The 24,959-nt window shown below is 61.6% G+C and carries 24 protein-coding genes; 13 read left to right on the top strand and 11 right to left on the bottom strand.

All coding sequences use genetic code 11. The annotated features are described in order from the left end of the window. The first annotated feature begins 274 nt into the window (after positions 1 to 274). The 5 genes from V7E26_RS02660 (at position 275) to V7E26_RS02680 (ending at position 4,124) form a co-directional block, all read left to right on the top strand. On the top strand, positions 275 to 1,087 hold the full coding sequence (locus V7E26_RS02660; RefSeq protein WP_324413195.1) for a sensor histidine kinase: 813 nt from the start codon (positions 275 to 277) through the stop codon (positions 1,085 to 1,087). A gap of 51 nt (positions 1,088 to 1,138) precedes the next feature. Next, positions 1,139 to 1,768, top strand: coding sequence for a response regulator transcription factor (locus V7E26_RS02665; protein ID WP_324413197.1), 630 nt, complete (start codon positions 1,139 to 1,141; stop codon positions 1,766 to 1,768). Positions 1,769 to 1,991: 223 nt separating this feature from the next. After that, complete coding sequence (locus V7E26_RS02670; RefSeq protein ID WP_324413199.1) at positions 1,992 to 2,627, top strand: response regulator transcription factor; 636 nt, start codon at positions 1,992 to 1,994, stop codon at positions 2,625 to 2,627. A gap of 134 nt (positions 2,628 to 2,761) precedes the next feature. Then, positions 2,762 to 2,980: a YMGG-like glycine zipper-containing protein gene (locus V7E26_RS02675; protein WP_324413364.1), complete on the top strand. Its 219-nt coding sequence runs from the start codon at positions 2,762 to 2,764 to the stop codon at positions 2,978 to 2,980. A gap of 169 nt (positions 2,981 to 3,149) precedes the next feature. Then, positions 3,150 to 4,124, top strand: a complete 975-nt coding sequence (locus V7E26_RS02680) for an AraC family transcriptional regulator (protein ID WP_324413202.1) — start codon at positions 3,150 to 3,152, stop codon at positions 4,122 to 4,124. A gap of 468 nt (positions 4,125 to 4,592) precedes the next feature. Here the strand turns inward: V7E26_RS02680 and V7E26_RS02685 are convergent, their stop codons facing one another. Beyond that, positions 4,593 to 5,228: a TetR/AcrR family transcriptional regulator gene (locus V7E26_RS02685; protein WP_324413204.1), complete on the bottom strand. Its 636-nt coding sequence runs from the start codon at positions 5,226 to 5,228 to the stop codon at positions 4,593 to 4,595. Positions 5,229 to 5,380: 152 nt separating this feature from the next. On the opposite strand from V7E26_RS02685, the gene V7E26_RS02690 reads away from it, so the two are divergent. The 7 genes from V7E26_RS02690 to V7E26_RS02720 all read left to right on the top strand — a co-directional run bounded on the left by V7E26_RS02690 (position 5,381) and on the right by V7E26_RS02720 (position 13,481). Then, positions 5,381 to 6,787, top strand: a complete 1,407-nt coding sequence (locus tag V7E26_RS02690) for a phytoene desaturase family protein (protein ID WP_324413206.1) — start codon at positions 5,381 to 5,383, stop codon at positions 6,785 to 6,787. 89 nt (positions 6,788 to 6,876) lie between these two features. Further along, positions 6,877 to 7,647 carry an ABC transporter ATP-binding protein gene (locus V7E26_RS02695; RefSeq protein WP_324413208.1) on the top strand — a complete coding sequence of 257 codons (771 nt, stop codon included), beginning with the start codon at positions 6,877 to 6,879 and terminating at the stop codon, positions 7,645 to 7,647. Continuing rightward, positions 7,644 to 8,435, top strand: coding sequence for an ABC transporter ATP-binding protein (locus tag V7E26_RS02700; RefSeq protein ID WP_324413210.1), 792 nt, complete (start codon positions 7,644 to 7,646; stop codon positions 8,433 to 8,435). Before V7E26_RS02695 ends, V7E26_RS02700 begins: the two co-directional genes overlap by 4 nt. After that, on the top strand, positions 8,435 to 10,369 hold the full coding sequence (locus V7E26_RS02705) for an AMP-dependent synthetase/ligase (protein WP_324413212.1): 1,935 nt from the start codon (positions 8,435 to 8,437) through the stop codon (positions 10,367 to 10,369). The genes V7E26_RS02700 and V7E26_RS02705 overlap by 1 nt, the downstream gene beginning before the upstream one ends. Then, positions 10,369 to 11,241, top strand: a complete 873-nt coding sequence (locus V7E26_RS02710; RefSeq protein WP_324413214.1) for a branched-chain amino acid ABC transporter permease — start codon at positions 10,369 to 10,371, stop codon at positions 11,239 to 11,241. The genes V7E26_RS02705 and V7E26_RS02710 overlap by 1 nt, the downstream gene beginning before the upstream one ends. Positions 11,242 to 11,245: 4 nt before the next feature. Continuing rightward, positions 11,246 to 12,292: a branched-chain amino acid ABC transporter permease gene (locus V7E26_RS02715; RefSeq protein ID WP_324413216.1), complete on the top strand. Its 1,047-nt coding sequence runs from the start codon at positions 11,246 to 11,248 to the stop codon at positions 12,290 to 12,292. A 28-nt stretch (positions 12,293 to 12,320) separates the two neighbouring features. Beyond that, positions 12,321 to 13,481 carry an ABC transporter substrate-binding protein gene (locus V7E26_RS02720; protein ID WP_324413218.1) on the top strand — a complete coding sequence of 387 codons (1,161 nt, stop codon included), beginning with the start codon at positions 12,321 to 12,323 and terminating at the stop codon, positions 13,479 to 13,481. Positions 13,482 to 13,526: 45 nt separating this feature from the next. Here the strand turns inward: V7E26_RS02720 and V7E26_RS02725 are convergent, their stop codons facing one another. The 7 genes from V7E26_RS02725 to V7E26_RS02755 all read right to left on the bottom strand — a co-directional run bounded on the left by V7E26_RS02725 (position 13,527) and on the right by V7E26_RS02755 (position 19,615). Continuing rightward, positions 13,527 to 14,720, bottom strand: coding sequence for an acyl-CoA dehydrogenase family protein (locus V7E26_RS02725; RefSeq protein ID WP_324413220.1), 1,194 nt, complete (start codon positions 14,718 to 14,720; stop codon positions 13,527 to 13,529). Further along, the gene (locus V7E26_RS02730; protein ID WP_324413222.1) at positions 14,717 to 15,652 is read right to left on the bottom strand and encodes an alpha/beta hydrolase; all 936 of its coding nucleotides are present in this window, start codon (positions 15,650 to 15,652) and stop codon (positions 14,717 to 14,719) included. Before V7E26_RS02730 ends, V7E26_RS02725 begins: the two co-directional genes overlap by 4 nt. Before the next feature lies 1 nt (position 15,653). After that, a complete protein-coding gene (locus V7E26_RS02735) occupies positions 15,654 to 16,412 on the bottom strand; it encodes an SDR family NAD(P)-dependent oxidoreductase (protein WP_324413224.1) in 759 nt (252 codons plus the stop codon). 3 nt (positions 16,413 to 16,415) lie between these two features. Next, on the bottom strand, positions 16,416 to 17,210 hold the full coding sequence (locus tag V7E26_RS02740; RefSeq protein WP_324413226.1) for an enoyl-CoA hydratase/isomerase family protein: 795 nt from the start codon (positions 17,208 to 17,210) through the stop codon (positions 16,416 to 16,418). Positions 17,211 to 17,233: 23 nt separating this feature from the next. Beyond that, positions 17,234 to 17,728: an aromatic-ring-hydroxylating dioxygenase subunit beta gene (locus V7E26_RS02745; RefSeq protein WP_324413228.1), complete on the bottom strand. Its 495-nt coding sequence runs from the start codon at positions 17,726 to 17,728 to the stop codon at positions 17,234 to 17,236. After that, entirely contained in the window at positions 17,728 to 18,987 is a 1,260-nt protein-coding gene (locus V7E26_RS02750) for an aromatic ring-hydroxylating oxygenase subunit alpha (protein WP_324413231.1), read from the bottom strand. Before V7E26_RS02750 ends, V7E26_RS02745 begins: the two co-directional genes overlap by 1 nt. A gap of 142 nt (positions 18,988 to 19,129) precedes the next feature. After that, a complete protein-coding gene (locus V7E26_RS02755) occupies positions 19,130 to 19,615 on the bottom strand; it encodes a hypothetical protein (protein ID WP_324413233.1) in 486 nt (161 codons plus the stop codon). On the opposite strand from V7E26_RS02755, the gene V7E26_RS02760 reads away from it, so the two are divergent. Continuing rightward, positions 19,592 to 20,368: an enoyl-CoA hydratase/isomerase family protein gene (locus tag V7E26_RS02760; protein ID WP_324413235.1), complete on the top strand. Its 777-nt coding sequence runs from the start codon at positions 19,592 to 19,594 to the stop codon at positions 20,366 to 20,368. The genes V7E26_RS02755 and V7E26_RS02760 overlap by 24 nt on opposite strands. 129 nt (positions 20,369 to 20,497) lie before the next feature. On the opposite strand, the gene V7E26_RS02765 is transcribed toward V7E26_RS02760, so the two are convergent. From V7E26_RS02765 to V7E26_RS02775, 3 genes are read right to left on the bottom strand one after another with little or no spacing between them, the layout of a single operon-like run. Continuing rightward, entirely contained in the window at positions 20,498 to 21,463 is a 966-nt protein-coding gene (locus tag V7E26_RS02765; RefSeq protein ID WP_324413366.1) for a Bug family tripartite tricarboxylate transporter substrate binding protein, read from the bottom strand. Between the two features lie 57 nt (positions 21,464 to 21,520). Further along, positions 21,521 to 22,714 carry a CaiB/BaiF CoA transferase family protein gene (locus V7E26_RS02770; protein ID WP_324413237.1) on the bottom strand — a complete coding sequence of 398 codons (1,194 nt, stop codon included), beginning with the start codon at positions 22,712 to 22,714 and terminating at the stop codon, positions 21,521 to 21,523. A 9-nt stretch (positions 22,715 to 22,723) separates the two neighbouring features. Then, positions 22,724 to 24,952 (bottom strand): acyl-CoA dehydrogenase, encoded by a 2,229-nt coding sequence (locus V7E26_RS02775; protein WP_324413239.1) that lies wholly within the window; start codon positions 24,950 to 24,952, stop codon positions 22,724 to 22,726. Positions 24,953 to 24,959 lie beyond the last annotated feature (7 nt).

Below are 24,959 nucleotides of genomic sequence, written 5' to 3' on the forward strand. Positions count from 1 at the left end.
CCAATTCTGGCAATCGCCAGATGCCCGGGGCGGCCAAGCAGACTGGCCGCGGACTTCGCGAGATGAATGTTCCGTATTCGCTTGGCCGTATCACGAGAAAATCAACAATTGGGACGCTCGGCACATTGCTGGGATTCTCTGCCTAAAGGGGTTTTACCTAGTGGTTTATACTGTTCCTGGATGCGATCTCAGCTCAGGGTTTCCCCGCATCTAGAGAATTTTACCCGAGTGCCCCTTAGTGCGGGCAGATTGGCCCGGCCACGGAGAAAGCGGCATGATTCATCGAGATCTGTTGGTCAGTCAGAATCGTCAACTTGCCTCCTGCGGATCGAGTCGAACGAGGGAGCTGGAGTCGGAGCTGCTTGCTCTGCAAGAGCAGCTTCATCGGCTAATTGCAACCGAACTTCATGATTCGACGTGCCAACATTTGGTGGCGGCGAGCCTGGGCATAATGCAGATAAAGAACGCCCTGGACGATCCCCCGACGATAGAGAAGCATTGCGATCAACTCGACGTCTCGATCAGCCGCGCCCTGAAGGAATTGCGATCCGTCGCGTATCTGCTGCTGCCGCAAGACCTCGTTGAGGGAGGGCTTAAGGCGGCAATTGAGCAGTATGTGGCAGGATTTGCAATTCGAACGTCGCTGGTTCTCGACGTTTCCATCTCGCCCGAGGTGGACTCTCTCCCATATGAGACGCAGCGGTCATTCATGCGAATTGCTCAGGAAGGTCTGATGAATGTTCACCGTCATGCCCGCGCGACCAGGGTCGAACTGACCATTCAAGCCGGGGATGGTGAATTGAAGCTCGAAATTCGAGACGACGGACAGGGCATGGTCGTCGCAGACGACGCTCATCACCCTTGTGCACCTGTATTTGGAGCAGGCCTGCGCATCGTGCAAGCACGCTTGCACGGGATGGGTGGGCGGCTCAAGTTGCTTTCTTCGCGTACATCGGGCTATCGCGAGACAGTTCTGCTCGCGACCGTTCCGTATGAAGGTCCAGAGAGGGGTAGCTCAAAAGCGGCTGCCACGCGTCGAATTCGTCGCTCGACGAGCAGCCAGAAAAGGCGGGCTGGTCCTCGGTAGAGATTGAGGCACCGTGCTTTGCCTGACCCGACCATGGAGACCTGTTCGAGCATGAAGCGGATTCTGATAGCGGATGACCATGCGGCGGTGCGTGCCGGATTGCGGGCTATTCTAGAGCAACGCGTTGGCTGGGAAATCGTAGCCGAGGCGCGCGATGGAAGCGAAGCCGTGTCGGCGGCCGTCGAGAAACGGCCCGACGTTGCTATTGTCGATTATTCGATGCCGTTGATGACCGGTGTGGATGTTGCACGGTCCATAAAAGGGCATCAGCTACCAACCGAGACCATGATTTTTACGGTGCACGAGTCGAGCGCGCTCGCGCGGCAAGCGTTCGACGCCGGTGCCCGGGCATTTCTGCTAAAATCCGATGCCAGCAAGATGCTCTTGGCGGCCGTCGATTCACTGATCCTGCACAAGCCATATTACGCAGGCTCATTTTCGAAGGAATTAAGGCACGCGGCAAGCGGAAAAAGATGCCCCCACGAGGTACTTTCGCCTCGAGAGAAGATGATCGTTAAATTGGTTGCGGAAGGGCACAGCAATAAAGCCGTAAGCGCGATGCTGAATCTCAGCGTCAAGACGACGGAGACGCATCGGGCGGCCGCTATGCGCAAACTCAACGTCAATTCGACCGCCGGCCTGGTTCGATACGCCCTTCGTAGCAAGCTTTTGGAGGCGTGAGGCAGGTTCACGTTTGTCGGTCTATCGGAGCCCGCACGGGTATCGCAACCGGTTGCTGCGAACTGAATGAAAGTCGAATGTTTTCAGGTTTTGCAGTGACCGGTACTTCCGCTTCAGTTCTCGGGGTTATTCCCCGATTTTGGGACAGCAATCCGCTCGATATGTTGGGCGTTCCAGGGTGTTGGCCTTGTATCGCTCGTGGCTCCGGCAATGGAACGTCAACGTGAAACAAATTCTGATTGCGGACGATCATGAAGTCGTGCGGACCGGATTGCGCGCAATAATCGAAACCCGCGCCGACTGGATTGTGAGCGGAGAAGCAGCCGACGGTAAGGAAGCGCTTGAGCTGGCGCTCAAGCTGAAGCCCGATGTGGCCATCGTCGATTACTCGATGCCCGGGATCAACGGTCTGGAAGTTTGTCGCCGCATCAAATCGGATGGTCTGAATACGGGAGTTCTGATCCTGACCGGGTTTGATGACGAGGAAATTCTGACGGGCGCACTTGTGGCCGGCGCGAGGGGATTCCTGCTGAAATCGGATGCCAGGTATCATCTGCTCACGGCAGTTGAGGCGCTGCTTGACCGCCAACCTTATTTTTCCAGCGTGGCACTGGAGCAGTTGCTAGGTGACTTTGTGTCAATCCGAAAGGAGAGATCTCGCGCGGTACTCACCGCGCGGGAACAGAACGTTGTTCAACTGATTGCGGAAGGGCACACCAGCAAATCCGCGGGTGCGATACTGAATGTCAGTGTAAAGACGGTCGAAACCCATCGCGGATCGGCAATGCGAAAGCTCAATGTTTCATCGGCCGCTGGTCTGGTGCGGTATGCAGTTCGTGCAAAATTGATCGCGCTGTAGCGGGTTGTAGTGCCCGGCCAGAGCTTTGTTTGCATCCGGTCCTGAAAAAGTAACTGAGGAGTTCACATATGCGTCGGCTTCCACTCTGGTCGGTTCTCTTGGTGTTGGGATTCATCGTGCCCGTAAACGATGTCATGGCTCAGAGTTCCGCGGGGCGCGGCGCCGTCGGAGGTGCAATTGTCGGCGGTGCGATCGGTGGCCGACGCGGGGCGGCGGTGGGAGCTGCCACCGGTGCCGTCGTGGGAGCCCATCATCGCAGGCATTGGCATGGGCATTACTACTGGCGGTCCGGTCGTTGCTGGGTGCGCACGGGCGGGAGATCGCATCCGGTAGCTTCGCGGTATTGCCGGTAAATTTGCGCGAACCGCGCGGGCCGTCGGTTTTTATGCATGGCAGAAATCTGCCGTGAGCGCGGAGGCTTGCCAAAATCGAGCGTTGGGGGTTGGATTGACTGTCGAAGCTCCACCGCCCGTTGGTGATCCAATTATGGACGCAGTTCGGTTCTCCACGTGTGAATTACCCGTGTCGCAACAGCTTGAGGCGTGGCGGGATTGGTATGCTGGTAGTTTCGAGGTGGCGTCAATTGACGCCTCCGATCGCGGCTTTGCCGGGAAGAGCGAGGTGTGGAAGTTCGACGGTATGGCCCTGGTCAGCGTGTCGGCCCCGCCGCTGCGTGCAGTGAGAACGAAATCGTTGATCAGGCGCGATCCGACCGACCACTGGGTGATCACCATCGGCAAGCGAGGCGCAACCGACCTCATGTTGGAAAAGGATCAAACGGCGGTGCCGGCCGGAGTGCCGTTCGTTCTGTCACTGGGCGAATTTTCGGCCAATCAGCGAAATCTCGACCACAGGCTCCAGCTCAACATCGCGCGGGATAAGTTCAGCTATTTCGCGCCGGCGCTGGACGCGGCGCGCGGCCAGGCACTGAATACGCCGCTTGGCGGCATGCTTTCGGAATATATCAGTCTGCTAGAACGCCAGTTGCCAGGCTTGACAGAGGCAGACGCGCAGCGCCTTCCGCAAGCGGTGGCCGGGATGGTTGCCGCATGTATTGCAACGTCTATGGACAGTGTAACCAAGGCACACGAGCAAATTAGCGCCACGCTCAAGGAAAAGGCTCGACGTTGTATCCGGCGCAATTTGCGCTCTCCCCGTCTGGGGGCAAGCATGTTGTGCCGTGAACTGGGAATGTCCAGATCGAGCCTTTATCGATTGCTGGAATCGGAGGGTGGCGTGCAGCGATACATTCAGCATCACCGGATGGCGGAGAGTTTTGCGTTACTAAGCGATCCGTCCAATGCGCAGCAGATTGTTGTGATCGCTGATGACGTCGGGATGCTGGATCTATCCTCCTTCAGCCGGGCATTCCGGAGGCAGTTCGGAATCAGCCCGACCGATGTGCGTGAAGCCGCGCGAGCCGGTCTTGATCCCTCGCTCGCTGTCGTAGATCGAGGTACGAAGGGTGTCGTGAGCGGACTACTGGCTCGGCTCTAGGTTTGCTGATTCACCGGCAGCAGTAGTCATGCGCCATCAGGAAGCCGCCGTTAGTTAGAGAGCCTTCCTTAGTTCGCCGATCTGGTGTGCTGATAGACACGGTGGACTATCTGCCCGTCGCACGAAATCGCCGCACCACGACTTTCCAGCGCACATTAAATTCTTCTCCTCGCTAAGCTGGGAGTCAGCCCGATCGAATCCCCACCGGTAACGTCGGGCGGGCAGGAACCCTCGTGTGCCCAAATGATTTCGAACAAAGAAATGACCTTGCGCAGTAACCTTCGGAAAAATTGGCGTAAATTCAGTTAGTTATGCGTTGGCGTGGTGCGCTCGGAGGGCGGTCGCATTTGCTGAGATTTCAACAACTTGCCGAGCGGGGTAACGAGGCTCGGTGCATTTCGCAAGATCCTCAAATGTGAGCTGCGTCGGCCGTTCTGGGAAAACCAGACACGGCGTGTCAGTTGAGGTTCAGGTTCGTGAGGATGCGCCGGTCGCAAGGTGTCTTGACGCCACAGGGCTCGCGATACCGTGCAGGAACTGATCGACAACCATGTCTGCAAATTCGGAAGGCCCTATTCCACCCTTGGGATCGTACCAAGTGTGGCTGAAGTTGAGCGTACCGAACAGCATCATCGTATAGATCTTCTTTGTTCGCTTGACGATCTTTCCCTTGTTGTCCAGCTGAAGAATGAGGCCAGTAATCAGATCGACGATCCGCCGCTCGAGCGATTTGATCGTCTGCTGGTCGTCTTCACCGAGGAAAGTCAGGTCGTTGAGGATCAGGCGCTGTTCCTGCGGCGAACGCGCATTGAGATCGACAATGGCACGGATCGCCGCGCGGAATTGGTCGAGCGTCGAGGAATGCACTGCAATGGCTGCTTCCACGTCCGCGATCATCTGCCGCACATGCTGGTCGAGGATAGCGAACAGAATGGCTTCCTTGGAAGCGAAGTAGTGATAAAGCGCGCCGCGCGAGAGCTTGCAGGCTTCCGCAAGGTCGGCGATCGATGCGCGCATGTAGCCTTGTTTGGCGAACAGGCCGCACGCCGCCGACAGAATTCCCCGCTGAATCTCGTCATAATTCTCTGAGCGCGTCCGCGCCATACCGTGCCTCTCATGCGATGCGCCGTCGCCGGATCCGGCGACGTTCGACTCTCTATACTACCGGCGCGTGCGCGACGCGCCGCTCGCGTGCACGCCTTCCACCGGAACCATTCGAGCCGACCGTCCAAATTTGATCTGGATCAAAAAATAATTTGAACGGCCGGTCGGATTATAATATCCTCCACTCAACTGGCAAGCAGATCGCGCACGCGGGACCAACCTGGCGGCATCGAGGGAGGTTGTTCGTGAACAGTCGGAAGGTCGATGCTGTCGTAATTGGAGCTGGCGCCGGCGGGCTATGCGCCGCGGCGCGGCTGGCCCACGCCGGGCTTTACACAGTCCTTGTCGACGACCACGACCGGCTGGGCGGCCGCGCATCTACCGAGGAGATCGACGGCTTCAAGGTCAATATCGGCGCGATCGCGATCGAATTCGGCGGCGTGTTCGAGGAGACGTTCCACACCGTCGGTGTGCCGCTCTACATCCGCACACCCGAGCCCGCGAGCTCCTTCTTTATCGACGGCAGGTTGATCGACGTCGGCCGTGGTGGCTGGTCGCTCCTGCTTGGACAACTGACCAAGCAGGCCTCGCGAATCCTGGAGAAATTCGCCGACGCACGCTCAGGCAACCTGCCCGACGGCCGGCAGTCAACCGAGGACTGGCTGAAGGGCTACACCAGCAACGCCACCGTTCATGCGCTCTTCCGAAATCTCTGCGCAGCGATCTTCGCATGCAACGCGGCCGAGTTGCCTGCCCGCGCTTTCCTGACCTATTTCACCAGCAAGGGAGCCTTCAAGAAGTTCGGCTTCTGTCCGGAAGGGACGATCGGTGTCTGGAACAGCCTCGCGACCGCGGTAAGGCGCAATGGCGAGGTCTGGCTCGGCACGCCGGCCACCGAAATCCACGCGGCAAACGGGCGCGTGAGCGGCGTGACCCTGCTACGGGACGGTAAGCCCATGCGGATAGACACCGATCTCGTCGTCAGCAATGCCGGGCCGAAGGCGACGGTCGCGCTCGCCGGCGAAACCGCTTTCCCGGCCGATTATGCGGCAAAGGTCAGGAACGATCTCCGTCCGGCCGCCAACATCGTCATCAACGTCGCGAGCCGAGAGCCACTGGTGGACCACCCGGGCATCGTGACATTCGGCAGGACGCGCCGGCTCTGCAACATGGCGAACCTCTCGGCGACCTGCCCCGAGCTCGCGCCGCCTGGCTGGCATCTTTACGTAGCCTATGCCGTCCCGGTCCCGGCACTTGGCGAATTCGACTCTGATGCCGAGGTCGCGCTCGCGCTCACGGACCTCCGCGAACAATTCAGCAACTTCGACCAAGCCAAAATCCTCTCCATCCGCGTGATGCGTGATGATTGGCCGGCGCAACGCAGCTGCGCTGGGTACGATCTGCCGCGCGAGACCGGAATCGAGGGTCTTTGGTGTGTCGGCGACGCCGTCAAGCAATATGGCAATGGCGGCACGCAGGCCTGCGCCGAGACAGCGAAAATCGTGACCGATGCCATTCTTGCCGCACGGCCACCCGTGCCGCAGGCAAGCCGGGTCTGAGCGCGATGCCGACGACGATCCGGACCCGGAAATCATCCGCCGCACCACACGCGATGCCCGCGCCGGATTGCTTGCTCGAATTCCGTAACATGCGCGTCGTCTATGACAATGCCATCGAGGCCATCCGTGACGTCTCGATTGCTGTACCCGAGGGCGGCATCGTCGCCCTGCTCGGCTCCAACGGCGCCGGCAAATCCACGCTGCTCAAGGCGATGTCGGGCATTCTCTACACCGAGGAAGGCGTGATCGAGAACGGCACGATACGCTTTCGGAACGAGGACGTGCATCGTCTGGCGCCTGACGAGTTGGTGCGGCGTGGCATCGTCCAGGTGCCGGAGGGCCGCCGCGTATTTCCGGCGCTAACCATCGACGAAAATCTGCAGATGGGCGGCTACACCAAGACGGCGGCAGAAGCCCGCGATCGCCGTGACAAGGTGTTCGCGCTGTTCCCCCGACTATTCGAGCGCCGCGACCAGATCGCGGGATACATGTCCGGCGGCGAGCAGCAGATGCTGGCGATCGGCCGCGCCCTGATGACCGACCCAGTGCTGCTGGCACTCGACGAACCGTCCCTTGGCCTCGCCCCGCTGATCATCGATCGCATCTATGAAGTAATCGCCAGGCTGCGCGACGAAATGAAGATGACGGTCTTGCTGGTTGAACAGAACGCGCAGCGCGCTCTCGACATCGCCGACTACGGCTACATCCTGGAGACAGGTCGCGTGGTCCTCGACGGCACCGCGAAGAAACTCGCCGCCAACGAGGACGTGCAGGAGTTCTATCTCGGCGTCTCCAATACGGGACGCAAGAGCCTTCGCGACGTCAAGCACTACAAGCGGCGCAAACGGTGGCTGTCGTGACCGCGCTCCTCACGGTCGAGAACCTCAGCAAGCGATTTGGCGGCCTTCAAGCCGTCACCGATGTCAGCCTTGCGGTTGCGCAGGGTGAAATCTGCAGCGTAATCGGCCCTAATGGCGCCGGCAAGACCACGCTGTTCAACATGATATCTGGCGTGCTGCGGCCGAGCGGTGGACGTATTGAATTTGACGGTACCGACCTAGCGGCCGTCTCGCCGTCGCGCTTTGCCGCCATCGGGATCGCCCGAACGTTTCAAAATCTGGCGCTATTCAAGCATGGCACCGTGGTCGAGAACATCCTGACCGGCCGGCATGCCCATCTGCGCTCCAACGTCCTCGATGCCGTGATCTTCCTTGGCCGCACCCGGCGCGAGGAGATCGAGGCACGGCGGCGGGTCGAGCACATCATCGAGTTCCTCGAAATCGAGCACATCCGCGATTCCGTGGTCGGCACGCTCTCCTACGGCCAGCAGAAGCGCGTGGAACTGGGGCGAGCACTCGCGTGCGAACCGAAACTGCTGCTGCTCGATGAAATGGTGTCGGGCATGAACCAGGAGGAAACCGAAGATATCGCCCGCTTTGTGCTCGATATCCGCGAGGAGCTCGGTATCACCGTGCTGATGATCGAGCACGAGATGCGGATCGTGATGGATATCTCCGACCGCGTTCATGTCCTAAATTTCGGCCGCAAGATCGCCGAAGGCACGCCTGCCGAGGTGCGCCGCGATCCGGCGGTGACGGAAGCCTATCTCGGCGGCCACCGCGCGGAAGCGGCACGGGTGGGGGCGTGATGTCGGCCATCGATGCATTCCGGACCGAGCATCCGCCGATCCAGTCGAGTCCGGCCCGGGCTTCGTCCGCGACCGACGCCGATTCGCTGCAAACCGCGCTGAAGGCCGCCGCGATCACCATCCCCCAATTGCTGCGCCAGCGCGCGGCCATGCACGGCGATGCGCTTGCGCTACGCGAAAAAGAGTACGGCATCTGGAATCCCTATTCCTGGCGCCACTACTACGAGACCGCGCGCTCGGTAGCACTTGGCCTGCTCTCGCTCGGCCTCAAACCCGGCGATCGCGTCGCCATTGCCGGCGAGAACACGCCGGAATGGTTTTACGCCGATCTCGGCATCCAGATGATCGGCGCGGTGGCGGTCGGCATCTACCCGACCAATCCCTGGGTCGAGCTGCAGTACATTGTCCGCCACTCCGGCGCGCGTGTCGTCGTCACAGGCGACCAGGAGCAGACCGACAAGGTGCTGGACGCACTGGCCAACAATGACGGCCTGCCCGCGCTCGAAGCCATCGTCTGCGTCGACATGAAGGGTCTGCGCCAGTATCGAGAGTCGCAACCGATGTCGTTCGACAAGCTCTGCCAGCTCGGCAAGAGCTATGCCGCCGAAAACCCCGACGCCAATGCGACCCTCGATCGCCTGATTTCGCAGGCCTCGCCCGACGACGTCTCGATCCTGGTCTACACCTCGGGCACGACCGGTCCGCCCAAGGGCGCGATGCTGACGCATCGAAATCTGGTCTACGCCGCATATATTTACGCCGAAGCGGTCGGGATATCAGACAAACCGTTCGAGGCTGTCAGCTACCTGCCGCTGTGCCACGTCGCCGAGCGCTGCTATGGCGAGGTGACACATCTCGTTCTCGGCGGCGCCGTCAGCTTTGCCGAATCGATCGACACCGTCGCCATCAACATCCGCGAGATCGCGCCGACCTTCTTCGTCGGCGTGCCCCGCATCTACGAAAAACTGCAGCAGGGGTTCCTGTTCCGGCTCGGCGAAAGCGGCGCGCTGCGCCAGCGCTTCGCCAAGGCCTGCATGGCCTGGGGCCGCAAGCTGTCGGACCGCCGTCAGGACGGGAATACCCAATGGCACGACCAGTTCGCATATGCCCTGCTGTACGTAATGCTGTTCCGCAATATTCAGCGCCATCTCGGCTTTGCCCGCAGCCGTCATCGCCTGTGCGCGGGCGCTTCAATTTCACCGGAGACGCTGCGCTTCTTCGACATCGTCGGCCGTCCGGTGTCGCAAGGCTATGGGCTGACCGAAAGCGGCGGCGTCGCCTTCATCCAGACCGGCAGCCACCACCGGCTCGGCGGCTGCGGCCTGCCTCTGCTCCATACCGAATGGAAGCTCGACAGTGACGGCGAAATCCTGCTGCGCAACCCCGGCGTCTTCAAGGGTTACTTCCTCGACGAGAAGGCCTCGAGCGCGACGCTGGAACCCGGCGGCTGGCTGCGCACCGGCGATATCGTCGAGGTCATGGACAATGGTGAGATCACGGTGGTCGATCGCAAGAAGGCGATCATCATCACAGCCGGCGGCAAGAACATCGCGCCCTCCGAGATCGAGAATGCGCTCAAGGACTCTGAATTCATCAAGGAAGCGATTGTGGTCGGCGAGGCCAGGAAATATCTCGGCGCCATCATCCAGGTCGATTTCGACAATGTCGGCCGCTGGGCGCGCGACAAGGCCCTGCCCTACACCAACTACAAATCGCTTTCGCAACTGGATGAAGTGCACGAACTGGTCGAGCGCATCGTCAGCGAGACCAACAAGCGCTTCGCACGCGTCGAGAACATCCGCCGCTTTGCCATCCTTGAGAAAGAACTCGATCACGACGATGGTGAACTGACTGCCACCCAGAAGGTGCGGCGCGCCCTGATCGAGAAGAAATTCGCGCGCGAACTCGCCATCATCTACCAGGCGGAGGGCTGATGCAGTATTTCACCCAGTTGATGATCTCGGGCCTTGCGATCGGCGCCATTTACGGCCTGATCGCGATGGGCTTTGCGGTGATCTACAAATCTACCGGCCTCGTCAATTTCGCGCAGGGCGAGATGACGATGATCACGGCCTATATCGCCTGGACTATCTCGACCACAGTCAGCGGCAACGTCTTCGTCGTTGCGCTCAGCGCCATCGTGGCCGCCGTCATCCTTGGCCTCGTGATCGAACGCGTGGTGATGCGCCCGATGCTGGGCGAGCCGGTATTCGCCACCGTAATGGTCACCATTGGTCTGGCCGTGATCCTGCGCTCGTCGATCAATTTCATCTGGGACGCCTATCCCCATGGTCTCGATGTCGGCTTCGGCCGCACTATCGTCCGCATCGGGACGATCGGCGTGCGCACCGGGCAGATCGCTGTCATCGCCACGCTTCTCGTACTGCTCGCCGCGATATGGGCGTTCTTCCGCTACAGCAAGATCGGCGTCGCCATGCGCGCCGTCGCCGCTGACGACCGAACTGCCCTTCTCATGGGCATCAGCGCCACGAAAGTCCACGCGCTGGCCTGGGCAGCCTCGTCCGTCATTGCCGGCATCGGCGGCGTTTTCTTTGCGCTTTCCTATGATCTTTCGCCTGCGATGTTCCAGCTTGGACTGAAGGCGTTTCCGGCCACGATCCTTGGCGGGCTCGACGCCGTCCTTGGCTCGGGCGTTGGCGGGCTTCTGATCGGCATCACCGAAAATCTCGCCGGCGGTTATGTCGGCTCCGGCATGAAGGAGGTCGCGGGCTTTGCGATGATCATCGTGGTGCTGATGATCCGCCCGTTCGGTCTCTTCGGCGAACGCGACATCGAGAGGGTTTAGGGCGATGCGCACCGGCGATTTCAAACAGACCTACGGCGAACTCGTCACGCTGGTGGATTCTCCGCCGGTATGGCTGTGGGCGGCGGTCCTAGTCGCCGCGCTGATCGTCGCGCCCTTTGTGCTGAACTCCTACGTATTGTCGTTCCTGATCATCATCCTGATCACGGTGGTCGGCGCGCTCGGACTGAACATTCTGACCGGCTATACCGGCCTCATCTCGCTGGGTCATGTCGGCTTTCTCGTCACCGGCGCCTATGCTTACGCTATCCTGGTTTCCAAATATCAGATGCACCCGCTGGTCGGCTTCCTTGGTGCCGGCGTGGTGCCGGCGCTCGCCAGCCTCATCGTCGGTGCACCGTCGCTGCGGCTGAAGGGCCTGTATCTCGCCATCACCACCCTGGCGTTCTCCTTCATCATCAACACCGTGATCCTGGAAGCACGCTGGCTGACCAACGGCGCCCGCGGCATTGCCGTTCAGCGCCCGGAGCTTTTCGGGATCAGCTTCGACGGCGACGCGGCCTTCACCTATCTCTGCCTCGGCTTTGCCATCCTGACGCTTTTCGCCACGCTCAACATCCGCCGCAGCCGCGTCGGCCGCGCCTTTGTCGCGATCCGCGACAACGACACCGCCGCCCGCGTCATGGGCATCAACCTGCATGCCTACAAGCTGTTCGCCTTCGTGACCTCGGCCTTCATCACGGGCTTGTCGGGCGCGCTGTACGGAATCTATTTGTCGTTCGTCAGCGTCGAAGGCTTCCCGTTCCTGCTCTCGATCGAGGCACTGGCGATCCTGATCGTCGGCGGGCTCGGTTCGGCGCTCGGCGCCGTGCTTGGCACCATCCTGATCGTGGTGCTGCCGGAAGCGACGCGGCTGGTTTTCAGCCTGTTCAGCGCGCAGATGGACGCCACGTTCACGACCGGCGCGCAGGAGCTCAAAAGCATGCTTTACGGCCTCGTCATCATCCTGTTCCTGCGCTTCCAGCCGCGCGGACTGGTTGGCGCCTGGCACGACGTCAGGCGAATGTGGGTGAACTGGCCGCTTCGTTACTAACCAGAAAACAAAACAGGAGGAGGACACGATGATGAAGTATCTGGCGACGGCATCGATGCTGCTCGCAGGCGCGTATCTTTCGACCGGCCCCGCGCTTGCGGCCGACCAGGGCATCACTGACACCGAAATCATAATCGGCGATGTCGAACCCTTGACCGGCCCCCCGGCCTTGCTCGGCGTCGCCGCCTCCATCGGCCACAAGATCGCGATCGCGGAAGCTAACGCTGCCGGTGGTATCAACGGCCGCAAGATAAAATACGTCCTCGAAGACGATGGCTATGTCACCGCCCGGACCATTCAAGGCGTCAAGAAGGTGATCGACGTCGACAAGGCATTTGCCATGCTCGGAATCTCCGGCTCGGGGCAGTCCATCGCCGTGATGCCGGTGCTGGAAAAGGCCGGCATCCCCACCGTCATTGACGTGGCACCGGTCAAGTTCCTATGGGAGCCGCCACGCAAGAACGTCTTTGTCGTCGGACAATCCTACGAGGAAGGTATCATTCACCTGGTCAACTATCTCGCCGACAAGAATCCCGGCAAGAAATGGGGCCTGATCACGCAGGACGACGACTACGGCATCACCGTGCGCGACGGTTTCGATACGGTGGTTAAGGCCAAGAAGCTCAACGTGGTCTACAGCGGCAACTACAAGAAAGGCCAGCAGGATTTCTCGTCCGACATGCTGCAGCTGAAGGAGTCCGGCGCCGAGGTGTTTCTGGCCGGCGGTATCATCGGCGAGAACATCGCGATGATGAAGGAACTGGAAAAGCTCAACATAAAGCCGGTGGTCGGCATCTTCTGGCCCGGACGGGTGGAGCCGGTTCTGAAGCTGATGGGACCGGCCGGCAACGGCATCTACGCGGTCGACTATGTCGAGCCGTTTGCGGGGCCGGCCGGCAAGGCGTTCCTCGAGAAGGCCAAGGGGCTGATTCCGGAAGCGGAAATGAAGGGAATCAACCGCTACTCGATGACCGGTTATGCCGCTGCCAAGGTGCTGATCTCCGCCATCGAGCGCTGCGGCAAGCAGCCGACCTGGGCCTGCACCATCGCGGAGCTGGAAAAGACCAGGAACGTCGAGACCGGCATCATGGCGCCGATCAGCTTCGGCCCTGGCGTCCGCTTCTCGAACCAGAAACTGCAGATCATGCAGTCGGACTTCTCGACATTGAGCTTCAAACCGGTGAACTGAGCGACTTGCAAGGTACTGGCCGGCACATCGCGTGCCGGTCAGCCCTCACATCCTCTTCGCAACTTCTTCGAGCATCACCTCGGTGGCGCCGCCGCCGATAGTCAGCACCCTGGCATCACGCACCATTCGCTCGATCGGCGTGCCGCGCATGAAACCGGTGCCGCCATGCAGCTGCAGGCAGCCGTGCACGACCTCGTGCAGCACCTCCGGCGACAGCGCCTTTACCATCGAGACTTCGCGGGGGCACGGCTTCCCGGCTTCCACCAACTCTGCCGCATGGTAGGCGAGCGCCCGGGCGGCCTCGGCCTTGGTTGCGAGCAGAGCGAGCTTCAGCCGCACCGCCTGCTGATGCCACAACGGCCCGCCAAACGCCTGCCGGCTCTTTACATAATTGGTAGTCAGTTCGATCGCCTTGGCGGACTCGCCGGCACAGATGCCGCCGATGCAGATCCGCTCGTTCTCGAAGGTTTCCATAATGCCGTAAAAGCCGCGGTTCTCCTCGCCCAGCAGGTTTTCGGCGGGGATGCGGACGTCCTGGAAAGCGATCTCGGCGGTGTCCGAGCAGAGCCAGCCATGCTTGTCGAGCTTCGTTACGGAGATACCCGGCGTCGTCCGCTCGATGATGAACAGCGAGATACCGCGGCTGCCCTTGGCGGTGGGATCGGTGCGCGCGGCGACGATCAGGATGTCGCCATAGACGGCGTTGGTGATGAACATCTTCGAGCCGTTGATCACCCAGGAATCGCCGTCGCGGCGGGCGCGCGTCTTGAGGCCGGCGACGTCGGAACCTGCATCGGGCTCGGTCACCGCAATCGAGCAGATCGTCTCGCCTCGGATGATCGCCGGAAGATATTTCCGCTTTTGCTCTGACGTGCCGCGCAAAGTGATATGAACCGCCGACATATCGGTGTGCACCAGAACCGACGAGGTGAAACCGCCGAATGTCGACCTTCCGAGCTCTTCGGCCCACACCATCGACGCCAGCGGACCCATGTCCGTGCCGCCATACTCGGCTTCATGGCGCATGCCGAGGAAACCGAGGGCGCCCATGCGGTGGTATATCTCGCGCGGGATCTTGCCATCGCGCTCCCACTGCTCGCCATGCGGCACCACCTCCTTCTCGACAAAGCGGCGGACCTGCTCGCGCAGCATCCGCAGTTCCTCGGAAAGCTGCGGCTGCTCCGAGAAGTGGAATTCGCCGTCGGACTGACTGTGCGGATTTTCGGGCCTGACGTTCATGGCGATGTCCTCCCGGCCTTGAGATGGAGATGCCGGAAGAGAAATCCGGCGATTGATGCGATGGCTTGATGCGCCTCGGGAATCTCTGTGAACATCTGAAAGACGTGGATCATGCCGTCCCAGACCTGGAGATCGACCTCGACACCGGCGGCGCGCGCCTTGTCGGCCAGCATCACGGAATCATCCCGCACGGTTTCACGGTCGCCGACCTGAATCAGTAACGGCGGCAATCCCCCGAGATCGGCATAGAGTGGTGACGCCAGCGGCTGTCTCGGATCGCCCTGCTCGCCCAGATAATTGTTGGCCAATGCCCGGATCATCGGGCGCTGGTGGATCGGATCCGCATCGGCGCGGTTGACGTAACTCGCACCGACTGCCGCCAGATCGGTCCAAGGCGACATCAGCGCGGCTGCCACAGGCAACGGAAGACCGCGTTCACGCAAGGCCAGCATCGCGGCAAGCGCGAGGTTGCCTCCGGCGGAATCTCCGGCAAGGGCGATATTGGTGGAGGTCAGTCCTTGACGCAGCATCGAGTCATAGGCGGCAAGCGCATCGTCCAGCGCAGCCGGAAAGCGATGTTCCGGCGCCAGGCGATAGTTGACCGCAAGCACGCGGCAGCCGGCGGCAAGCGCGATCCGCGCGATCAGGTCGCGGTGCGAGGACACCGAACCGATGCGAAAGCCGCCGCCGTGGAAATAAAGTACGGCCTTGTCCGGCCGCGGATCGGCCGGCGATATCCACTCCCCGTCGACGCCGCCGGCCGAAACCCGTTCGCACGTCACGGGTACGGTCGTGCCGCCAAAGGCCGCATCCCAATCGCTGCGCATCTGGCCCACAGTGGTATCGCGGTTCCAGCCGCTGTAGACCGCGCGAATGCGCGCGATCGCAAGATCGATCGGCGCCGTCGCGATGTCGTCGCCCGCACGCGCCATGTCAGCCGCCAATTCCCATGCCACCCGACACGCCGATCGTTTCGCCGGTGATATAGGCCGCCTGATCGGAAGCCAGAAACAATACGGCCGCGGCAATCTCTTCGGGTTCGCCGAGCCGGCGCAGCAGGGTGGCATCGGTCATCGCGCGCAAGATCTTGTCGCCGCCCTGTGCTACCGCCGCTTCCAGCATCGGCGTCCGGATCGGCCCCGGCGCGATGGCGTTGGCTGTAATGCCGAAGCGCGCGTTCTCACGCGCGATGCTCTTGGTGAAGGCGATCACGCCGCCCTTGGCCGCGGAATAGACGGCGCCACCCTTGGAACCCAACCGCGCGGCTTCCGAGGTGATGTTGATGATGCGCCCGAACCCGGCCGCCTGCATCGACGGCAATGCCGCCTGGGTGCAGGCAAGGGTCGAAACCAGATTGACCGCGAGCAGTCTTGCCCAATCCTCCGGCGTCGTTTCGGTAAAGAATGCATGCTGGTCGACGCCGGCATTGTTGACGATGATATCGAAAGGTCCGTGCTGCGAAATGACCGTCTGCACCATGCTGGTATCGCCGACATCAAGAAGCACCGCCGTCGCATTAACCTGGCCAGCTAGACTTGCAGCCGTCGACAGATCGAGATCACCGATGACGACCTGCGCACCAGCGCCCGCAAAGCTGCGCACGATCGCCGCGCCAATGCCTTTCGCGCCGCCCGAGACGAAGGCGCGGCGGCCGTCCAGCCGCCCAAACCCGCGCGTGGCGACAGCCGCCACCTCCTAGCGCCCCGTAAAGACAGGCTTGCGCCGCTCGATCACGGCGGCGAGTCCTTCCCGCGCGTCCGCCATCCCTGACAGTTCGGATACGGTGCGTGCTTCCTCTGAAAGGCATTGCTCGATGCTGGTACCGGTTCCGGCCCACACCAGCCGCTTGGTCGCTGCGAGCGCCTTGGGTGCACCGGCCGCCAGTTCGCGCGCCATCGCAAGCGATGCGTCGGCCAGTTCGGCATCCGGCACCACCTTGGTGACGATGCCCATATCCAGCGCCTCAGGCGCGGATATCACCGGGTTGGTCAGCAGGATCGACATCGCTCGGCGCAGGCCGACCAGTCGCGACAGGGTGACCGAGACGCCCGCATCCGGTGCCATGGCAACCCGGGTTGCGCCCGCCAGGAATTTTGCGGATTCGCCGGCGATGACGATGTCGGACGCGCAGACGAGACCGAAGCCGCCGCCACCGGCGGCAAAGCCCTGCACCGACGTGATCACGGGCGCTTCCAGCCGCAACAGCCCTGTCACCGCATTCTGCAGATAGGCCGTGGCCTGCCTGATGTAATCAGGCAGCTTCTCGCCCTTGGAAGCGAACGCACGTACGTCACCGCCCGCGCAGAAATTCGTCCCCTCACCGGTCAGCAAGAGCACGCGCAAATCAGCATGGCCGTGGCAAACCATGATGGCGTCGCACAGCGCACTCAGCAGTTCGGCGCTCATGCCGTTCGCAGCGTCCGGCCGATTCAGGCGCAAATGCGCGATGCCATCGACGATGTCGAGCAGAACGGGACCCTTGTCAATCATCGCAAGCTTTCCGCCTTGATCGGCTAGATAAGGAACGAGAGCGTAAAGAGCGCCTTCTCGTTGTTGACCAACGTCACCTTCTTGTAGGCCATCCGCAACTCGCCATCGACATGGCGCAGGCGATACTCGTTGCGGGCGGCCCAGATCGTGTCGTCGCGCAGGCTCGATTCGAATACAAGGCTGTTGCTGGCGACCGAGATGTCGCCGCCCGGCTGCTCGTCCATGAGTTCGATGTTGGAGACCAGCCGTCGCAACCGCGACTGCGGCGTCTGGGTATGACGCTTGCCGGTCAAAAGCTGCTTGATCCGCAGCGAAATCCGCGAGCGGTTGTCGTAAATGATCGACATTTCCTTTTCGGGATCGATGCTATCGCCATTGGCCGGCACCCAATAGACGCCGTCGTCGGTCCAGAGCGCCTCCCAGGCCTCATAGGCGTGCTCGTCTTGCAGCCGCGCTTCCCTGTAGATAAAGGCCGTGACGGCACTCATCAGCGTGGCGCCGCTTTCGCGCGACAACATCACGCCGCCTCCATCAGGCGGCGGTAGTGGCTCCAGATGCCGCGCGACGGGACCTCGTCGGTGACGTGGCCGATTGTGAAGCCGAGGTCGTCGTGTCGCTGCCGATTTTCGCCGCGTCCGAGATAGATCCATTCGGGGCTGCGCGCCAGTACACCACGATGGCAGCGCTCGTACATTTCGGAATCGTCAGCAAGCAACAAGCCCGCCGGGCCGACCGAGCCCATGGTCTGCTGGCGCAGGCGGCGGTTCATGTCGGGCGCGCCCTTGAACTGCAGCGCCGTGACGTGCTGCACGCTGTCGTCGACCGCGAGCGGCTGGATCACGAACATCTGGATTTCGGCGATGAACAGGTTCGGAAAGATCATCACATGCGGCGAGCCGTCGATCATGATCTCGCGTGCGGTCTGGTCGCCATAGGCGGCCTTCATGCGCGCGGTGTAATCAGGCAGGCGCGCTTCCGTGGTGCCGAACCAGCTCATCGGCGCGTCGCGCTTGCGAAACTCCGGCCGCAGATCGATCTCGGTATGGCCGTTGCCATAGTCGCGCGTCACCGCGGTCGAAGCGCCGCCATAGAGCTTTCCGATCGCGCTGTCGGCAACGCCAAAGATCGAGGAATGCACGAATGCCGGGTGATAGCCGTCGCATTCGTTCTCCAGGATGAACTTCCAGTTCGCCTTGACGCGATGCTTGAGGAAGCCGGCAGTAACCTCGACTTCGCCTTCCGGCGAGAAGCGCACCAGCCGGTCGATGGTCTCGGCCGCCCCGCCGAGATGCTCTTCCAGCGTCGGCCCGTCGGCGGCAAAGGAGCCGAACACGAAGCCGCGATAGGATTGCACCCGCGTCACGCGGCCGAGCGCCAGTTTCGACTTGTCCTGACCCTCATAGCCGTCCGGGAACGCGTAGCCGACGAGGCGACCGTCATTGGCAAAGGTCCAGGAATGGAACGGACACGTGAAGGAGCGTGCGTTGCCCTTGTCGTATGAGCAGACCTGATTGCCGCGATGCGAACAGCGATTGAGCAGGAGGTTGACCTTGCCCTGCTCGTCGCGGGTCATGATGACCGATTGCGGGCCGATCGACTTGACGACGTAATCGTTGGTGTTGGGCACCTCGCTTTCGTGCCCGACATAAACCCAAGTGCGGTACCAGATGTTCTGCAATTCGGCTTCGAAGATCGCGGGGTCGCTGTAGAGCGAACCGTGAACCCGGTCCGGCCGGATCAATTCACCCCATTGCGACGCACGCGGCACGACGTTCATCGCTGCATCTCCCTTGCATTCTTCGTGGCCGTCCCGGGCTCTCTTGCGGATCCCTGCGGCTTGGGCTAAAAATAATCCGACTGACCGTTCTAAGAATAACACCGACATTTGGCGGCTTCAAGCGGATTTTCCCAAGCACGCACTACCCGCCGGCCTGCACCGTCGATAACAACGGGTTTGAAGGGAGTTTTGGATGGAAAGCCACGCCCCTGCTGATCTCGCACGCGCTCTGTACGCTGCGCTTGCTGCCGGCGACCGTGCGCAACTCGACGTATTGCTGCACCCGGAATTCACCGGTCGCACCGCCGAGGGGATGCCGTTTGGCATCGGCGGCGATCACGACGGCCCTGCCGCGATGCGCCGCAACGGCTGGGGCGCGATCTCCCGTCATTTCGAGGCGCTTGCCGAGCCGGAAGAATTCCTCGACCTCAAAGACGGGCGCCTGCTGGTGAAGGGCCGTTATCGCGGGCGAGGTAAGCAAGGCGGCGCCGTGCTGGATGCCGCCTTTGCCCACCTGATCGCAATCGACCAGGGACGCATCAAGTGGCTGGAGCAATATACCGACACCGCACGCTGGCATGACGCAGCCGGTCCACTTCGAACCGTGCTGCTCGATATCGAAAACCATGTCGCGACGTTGCGGCTAAATCGCCCCGACAAGGGCAACGCGATCGACGCGGATATGGCCGACGATCTTGCCGAAGCCGCGACCCAGATTGCCGAGCGGTCGGACGTCCGCGCCGTCCTGATCGCCGCCAACGGGCCGAACTTCACGGTCGGAGGCGACCTTGGCCTGTTCGCGGGAACAGCGCGCGAGCGACTGCCGAGCCGGCTGCGCCGCATGATCGACAGCTATCACCTTGCGATTGACCGGTTTACCAGCATCGATGCACCCGTGATCGCCGCGGTACGCGGCGGCGCCGGTGGCGGCGGATTGGGGCTGCTCTACGTTGCCGACATCGTCGTGGCAGCCGACGATGCACGGTTCGCGCTAGGTTATGGCGCGCTGGGCCTGACGGCCGATGGCGGCAATACTTGGTTCCTGCCCCGAATGGTCGGGATGCGGCGCGCGCAAGAACTCTTCCTGCTCAACCGCCGCCTCACGGCGCAAGAAGCTCTTGCGTTCGGATTGGTCTCGCGCCTCGCGCCTGATGATGCCGTCGAGACTGAGGCAGCCGGGCTCGCCGCCAAACTGGCCTCAGGTCCTACGCTTGCCTATGGCGCCGTGCGCCGCATGCTGAGACAGTCCTTCGAAACCGGCTTGTCTGACCAACTCGCCGCTGAGAAGGACTCCATTGTTGCCGCCAGCAACACACAAGATGCGCAGGAAGGAATCGCCGCCTTCGTTGCCAAGCGCCGACCGCAATTCCACGGCAGGTGACCAGACTCGGCGAATGGCCCTGATCGGCCGATTGTCACGGGACCGCGCCCGAAGAGTTCGCCGCCACCATCCGTCCCGAAAAAAATGGGCGAAGGTGGAAGGACGCAAGATCACGCTCGAATAGCGACGCTATTCCACCTTGACGCTGCGTTCCTGAATCACCTTGCGCCATGCGGGGATTTCCGCCGCAATGATGGCGGTCAATTCGGCTGATGTACTCGAGCTCGCTTCCACGCCGTAGCTAAGGAAACGATCGCGAATCTGCGGCGTCGACAGTGTCGATTTCAACGCCGCATTCAGCTTTTCGACGATTTCGGGCGGCGTGCCGGCCGGAGCCAGTATTCCGAACCAGGTTTCCACCGCGTATCCGTTCAGGGCATTGCCGATCGGCGCCGCTCCCGGCGCAACCGGCGAGGCTCCCGGCGACGAGACGCCAAGCAGCTTCACCTTTCCGGAACGGATATGCTCGTTCAGCGTATCGGACGTCGTAGTGAGCAGAACGTCGACCTCACCGGCAAAGATCGCGAGCGTCGTCGGCGCCTGACCACGATATGGGACATGCACCATCTGCAAACCTGCCTGGTTCAGGAAGCGCTCCGTGCTCAGATGGCCCAGCGAACCGGGTCCGGCAGTCGCATACAGCATCGGCTTGCTTTGGGATTTGGCATGAGCGATCAGGCCGGCCACATCGCTCGCCGGCACCTTTTCGCTCGCCACCAGCACCAGCGGCGCCTTGGAGACCAGGGAGACGGGCACAAAGCTCTTCAGTGGATCGAAATCGACTCCCTTCTGGAGCAGTGGCGCAATCGAAATCGGTCCGTTGTTCGCAAACAACAAGGTGTAGCCGTCCGCATCGGCGCGCGCGGCCTCATTGGCGCCGGTCGTGCCCGCCGCACCACCCCGGTTGTCGATAATGATGGGTTGCCCGAGAATTTTTGCCATGGGATCCTGCAGGGCCCGGGCCATGATGTCGGTCGATCCGCCTGCCGGATATGGGACGATCAGCCGGATCGGCCGCGATGGATAATTATCTGCCAGCGCCGGACCCGTGAGCAATGTCAGTCCGAATGCAAGAACCCTGAAACAAGCACGCATCACGTCGTCACTCCCTGGAATTTATTTTCTTTGTTGTCTTTATTTGGCCTCGTCCCGCTAACGCGGCCTTGAACTCCCAAACGCACCCGATGCGACAACATCCGCGATTTCGTTCGGGGACATTCTGAGGACGCGCGCGAGGACATGGTCACGATGGCCTCCGATGGCCGGAATCTCATGCCCGATCCTCGTATCCGCGCCCGACATCCGCCACGGCGCATTGACGCCCTTGAATTCCCCCGCGCTGTCGGCAATCGGCGCGAATGCGCCTCGATCGGCTAGATTCGCATCATCCAGGGCTTCGGACGGGTGGCGAAAGCGGGCGCTCGGAATGCCCGCTTTGTCCAGTGCGGCAAGGCACTCATCAGCGGTATGCTGCATCGTCCACTGTTCTATAATCGCCATCATCGCAGCCCAGTTTGTGCCGCGTGAAGACACCGATTTGAAGCGCGAGTCTGATACGAGCTCTGGCAGTTTGGTCAGGTCGCGCAGGGCCTCGAAGTTGCGCGCTGAAACCGGGGCGATCAGAATATCCCCATCCTTGACGCGCACCGGACCGTAGGTCGGACGCGGCATCGGCCTGGAGAACTGCGCCTCCTGCAGTTCATAGACCAAAAGATTCAGCATGCAGTCCATCAGCGCAACGTCGATACGTTGCCCCTCGCCTGTGCGCGCTCTCTGCACCAGCGCGGTCTGAATTGCCGAGAAGCCGAATATGCCGCCGAGGATGTCGGCGACGAACACCGCTCCCGCCGCGGGCCGGTCCCGATCGCCGGCATACCGCGCCAGTGCGAGATCGAATCCGCTCTCGGCGTGGACGATCATCGCATAGGCTGCACGCTCGGCCTGTGAACCGGTCTGGCCATAGCCGGATATCGAGCAATAGACCAAACGAGGGTTGATCCGGCGGAGCGCTTCATAACCGAGGCCCAGCCGCTCCATGACACCCGGCCTGAAATTTTCGACCAGAACGTCGGTACTTTCGACCATGCGATGCACGAGCCTGATCGCCTCAGGCGATTTGAGATCGAGTGCAAGGCTCTTCTTGCCGGCATTGAGTTGGCCGAAATAGGCACTCTGGCCTTCCCGCACCGGTGCCCGCAGGCGCATCTCCTCACCCTCAGGGGGTTCGATCTTGATCACTTCCGCGCCGACATCCGCCAACAGGCGCGCGCAATATGGCCCCGCGATCATGATCGTAAAGTCCAGCACGCGGAGGCCTTCGAGCGGTTTGGATGAGTTCTCCTGCACGGCTTACTCCTATCGCGGTAGCCCCAGCGCGCGCTGCGCAATGAGGCTCCGCTGAATTTCATTGGTTCCGATGCTGATGACCCACATCAGCGAATGGCGAAGGTTCTGTTCGAACCGGCCGTTATCGATCGCGCCCGGCATCTGCTCGGACAACGCGGCTCGCATCCCGAGCATATCAAGGGCGGCTTCGCCGAAACGCTCCATTAGTTCGCTGGAAAATACCTTGCTGATCGCACCGTATTCAGGCGGCGTGATCCCGTCAGAAGCCAGATCGGCACAGTGCATCATCAGTTGCCGGCCAATCTCAATTTCGCTGGCGAAGCCCGCCATCCTGTCGCGGATGACCGGATCGCGGGAAAGATCCGGATTGGCAATCAAGTGCCGGCGCAATTGTTCAAACGCGTGCGCGACTTTCAGCACAATGCCACCACCGACCAATCCACGCTCGAAAGCGAGCGCCCCGGTCAGGACTTTCCAGCCCTCATTGACCCGGCCAACGAGGTTCTCCAGCGGAATACGCACCTTGTCGTAAAAGATGTTGGCGAACGTGCCATCGTACATGGTGGCTGCAGGCTGGACGGTGATCCCCGGCGAGTTCATCGGAACGATGAACATGCTGATGCCCGCATGAGGCAGCTTGGCGTTCTTGTCCGTTCGCGCGGCGAGGAACATGTACTTGCCCCACCAGGTCGTGGTCCAGATCTTCTGACCGTTGATAACCCAATGGGCGCCGTCTTGAACCGCACTGGTGCTGAGCGCTGCGAGGTCGGACCCTGCCTGTGGTTCGCTATAGCCCATGCCGTGCATGGCCTCGCCGCGAAGGATTTCCGGCAGGTACCTGGCCTGTTGCTCGAGCGTACCGAACATCATGAGAGCGTTGGATTGTATCGAGGCGCCGATGCGTGGAGCTTCGTACTGTTCCATCGTCTCCATGAACGCGATCTGTTCCAGCGGCGTGCGCGCCTGCCCCCCGAATTGCTGCGGCCAACCCAGGCCGATCCATCCGGTCTTGCCAATATCGAGAGCGAATTCGACGTCGAACTCCCGTTCGTGGAATGGCTTTTCGTCGAACCGGGATTTCCTATCTCCGGACCAGTGCTGGACGAGCCATTCCTTGACGTCTTTGCGCAGCTCGTTGCCGGCCGCGCCCAGATCGTACGGCGGCAACCCGACGCCGCCGTCGTCGAACAATCTCGAGGCCAGCCTTCGCTTGGCAAATGCCGCGCCGCCAAGCGCGATCGTATCGAGATGCACGCGCTTGAAGTGAAGCGGCGCTTCGTGCTCCTCGGCATAGCCAATCGCGCCGAACGTATGCTGGGTCTCCAGCGAACAGCGCCGGAGCGCGGATCCCGCAAAAGCCATGGCGCAATTTGCGAAGTATGACCACTCCTCATGCCTGTCGTCGTACAATCTCGCTGCATGACCAAGAATGAGACGCACACCTTCCAGATCGATGAAACAATTGGCAAGCTTGTGCTGGATCGCCTGAAACTTGCCGATGGGCTGTCCGAATTGCTGCCGATCCTTGGCATAGGACACGGCCAGCTCGAAGGCGCGACACGCGGCGCCATGAGCCCGCGCCAGCAGCGTCGTCCTGCCGATCGTCTGCAACTCTTCCATGCTGACGTCGTCGAGCCGAATCGATTCTGCCGGGGCCTTGTCCAGCACCAGTTCACAAGCGCCCCACGTGCCCATCGCGCGCGTCGGCGTGCGAACGACGCCGCCTCCCCCCAGGTCGACGAGGGCAAATTGCGACTCGCTTACCGGTACCAGCAGGTGCGTCGCGCCGCCCGCCGCTTCGACGAAGCGGAGCGAACCGCTCGCCTCCTGCCCGCGAAGCTCGATCGAGCCAACGCCGGGGTCCGGGTCCAGCGCACCGAACGAGAAGGCAATGCGCGCCGTACCATCGTGCAGCGCCTCGCTCATTTGCCGCGCGAAGTCGGAGGATGCGTTCGTGAATACGAGATTTGCGAGCGCTGCAGACCACATCGGCGCCGGACACGCGGCGCGGCCAAGCTCCTCCATCACGGCCAGGATTTCGCGCAGGCCACCCTGCTCTGCATCTGCGCCGAGGACCGCGATTCCCTGATCGACCAGACTGTTCCACAGTGCGGTAATTTCCGCATCGGATTCGGCACCGCCTACATCCGAAGCGCGCCAATGCGCATCGAGAAGCCCGCGAACGGAGTCGCGAAGCATGACGCTGACGTCCAGGTCCTCGGTCTCCGGCGCAGCCATCGCGATG

Origin of the sequence: Bradyrhizobium sp., from assembly GCF_036735945.1 — a bacterium.
Taxonomy (GTDB): Bacteria; Pseudomonadota; Alphaproteobacteria; order Rhizobiales; family Xanthobacteraceae; genus Bradyrhizobium.

Bases quoted from the DNA above. Each gene is read 5' to 3' on its own strand.
- V7E26_RS02730 (WP_324413222.1), bottom strand. From the start codon at position 15,652: ATGGCGCGTGCGGGCGACGACATCGCGACGGCGCCGATCGATCTTGCG.
- V7E26_RS02695 (WP_324413208.1), top strand. From the start codon at position 6,877: ATGCGCGTCGTCTATGACAATGCCATCGAGGCCATCCGTGACGTCTCG.
- V7E26_RS02720 (WP_324413218.1), top strand. From the start codon at position 12,321: ATGATGAAGTATCTGGCGACGGCATCGATGCTGCTCGCAGGCGCGTAT.
- V7E26_RS02665 (WP_324413197.1), top strand. From the start codon at position 1,139: ATGAAGCGGATTCTGATAGCGGATGACCATGCGGCGGTGCGTGCCGGA.
- V7E26_RS02745 (WP_324413228.1), bottom strand. From the start codon at position 17,728: ATGTTGTCGCGCGAAAGCGGCGCCACGCTGATGAGTGCCGTCACGGCC.
- V7E26_RS02675 (WP_324413364.1), top strand. From the start codon at position 2,762: ATGGCTCAGAGTTCCGCGGGGCGCGGCGCCGTCGGAGGTGCAATTGTC.
- V7E26_RS02660 (WP_324413195.1), top strand. From the start codon at position 275: ATGATTCATCGAGATCTGTTGGTCAGTCAGAATCGTCAACTTGCCTCC.
- V7E26_RS02715 (WP_324413216.1), top strand. From the start codon at position 11,246: ATGCGCACCGGCGATTTCAAACAGACCTACGGCGAACTCGTCACGCTG.
- V7E26_RS02765 (WP_324413366.1), bottom strand. From the start codon at position 21,463: ATGCGTGCTTGTTTCAGGGTTCTTGCATTCGGACTGACATTGCTCACG.
- V7E26_RS02685 (WP_324413204.1), bottom strand. From the start codon at position 5,228: ATGGCGCGGACGCGCTCAGAGAATTATGACGAGATTCAGCGGGGAATT.
- V7E26_RS02740 (WP_324413226.1), bottom strand. From the start codon at position 17,210: ATGATTGACAAGGGTCCCGTTCTGCTCGACATCGTCGATGGCATCGCG.
- V7E26_RS02710 (WP_324413214.1), top strand. From the start codon at position 10,369: ATGCAGTATTTCACCCAGTTGATGATCTCGGGCCTTGCGATCGGCGCC.
- V7E26_RS02725 (WP_324413220.1), bottom strand. From the start codon at position 14,720: ATGAACGTCAGGCCCGAAAATCCGCACAGTCAGTCCGACGGCGAATTC.
- V7E26_RS02750 (WP_324413231.1), bottom strand. From the start codon at position 18,987: ATGAACGTCGTGCCGCGTGCGTCGCAATGGGGTGAATTGATCCGGCCG.
- V7E26_RS02775 (WP_324413239.1), bottom strand. From the start codon at position 24,952: ATGGCTGCGCCGGAGACCGAGGACCTGGACGTCAGCGTCATGCTTCGC.
- V7E26_RS02705 (WP_324413212.1), top strand. From the start codon at position 8,435: ATGTCGGCCATCGATGCATTCCGGACCGAGCATCCGCCGATCCAGTCG.
- V7E26_RS02755 (WP_324413233.1), bottom strand. From the start codon at position 19,615: ATGGTTTTCGATATCGAGCAGCACGGTTCGAAGTGGACCGGCTGCGTC.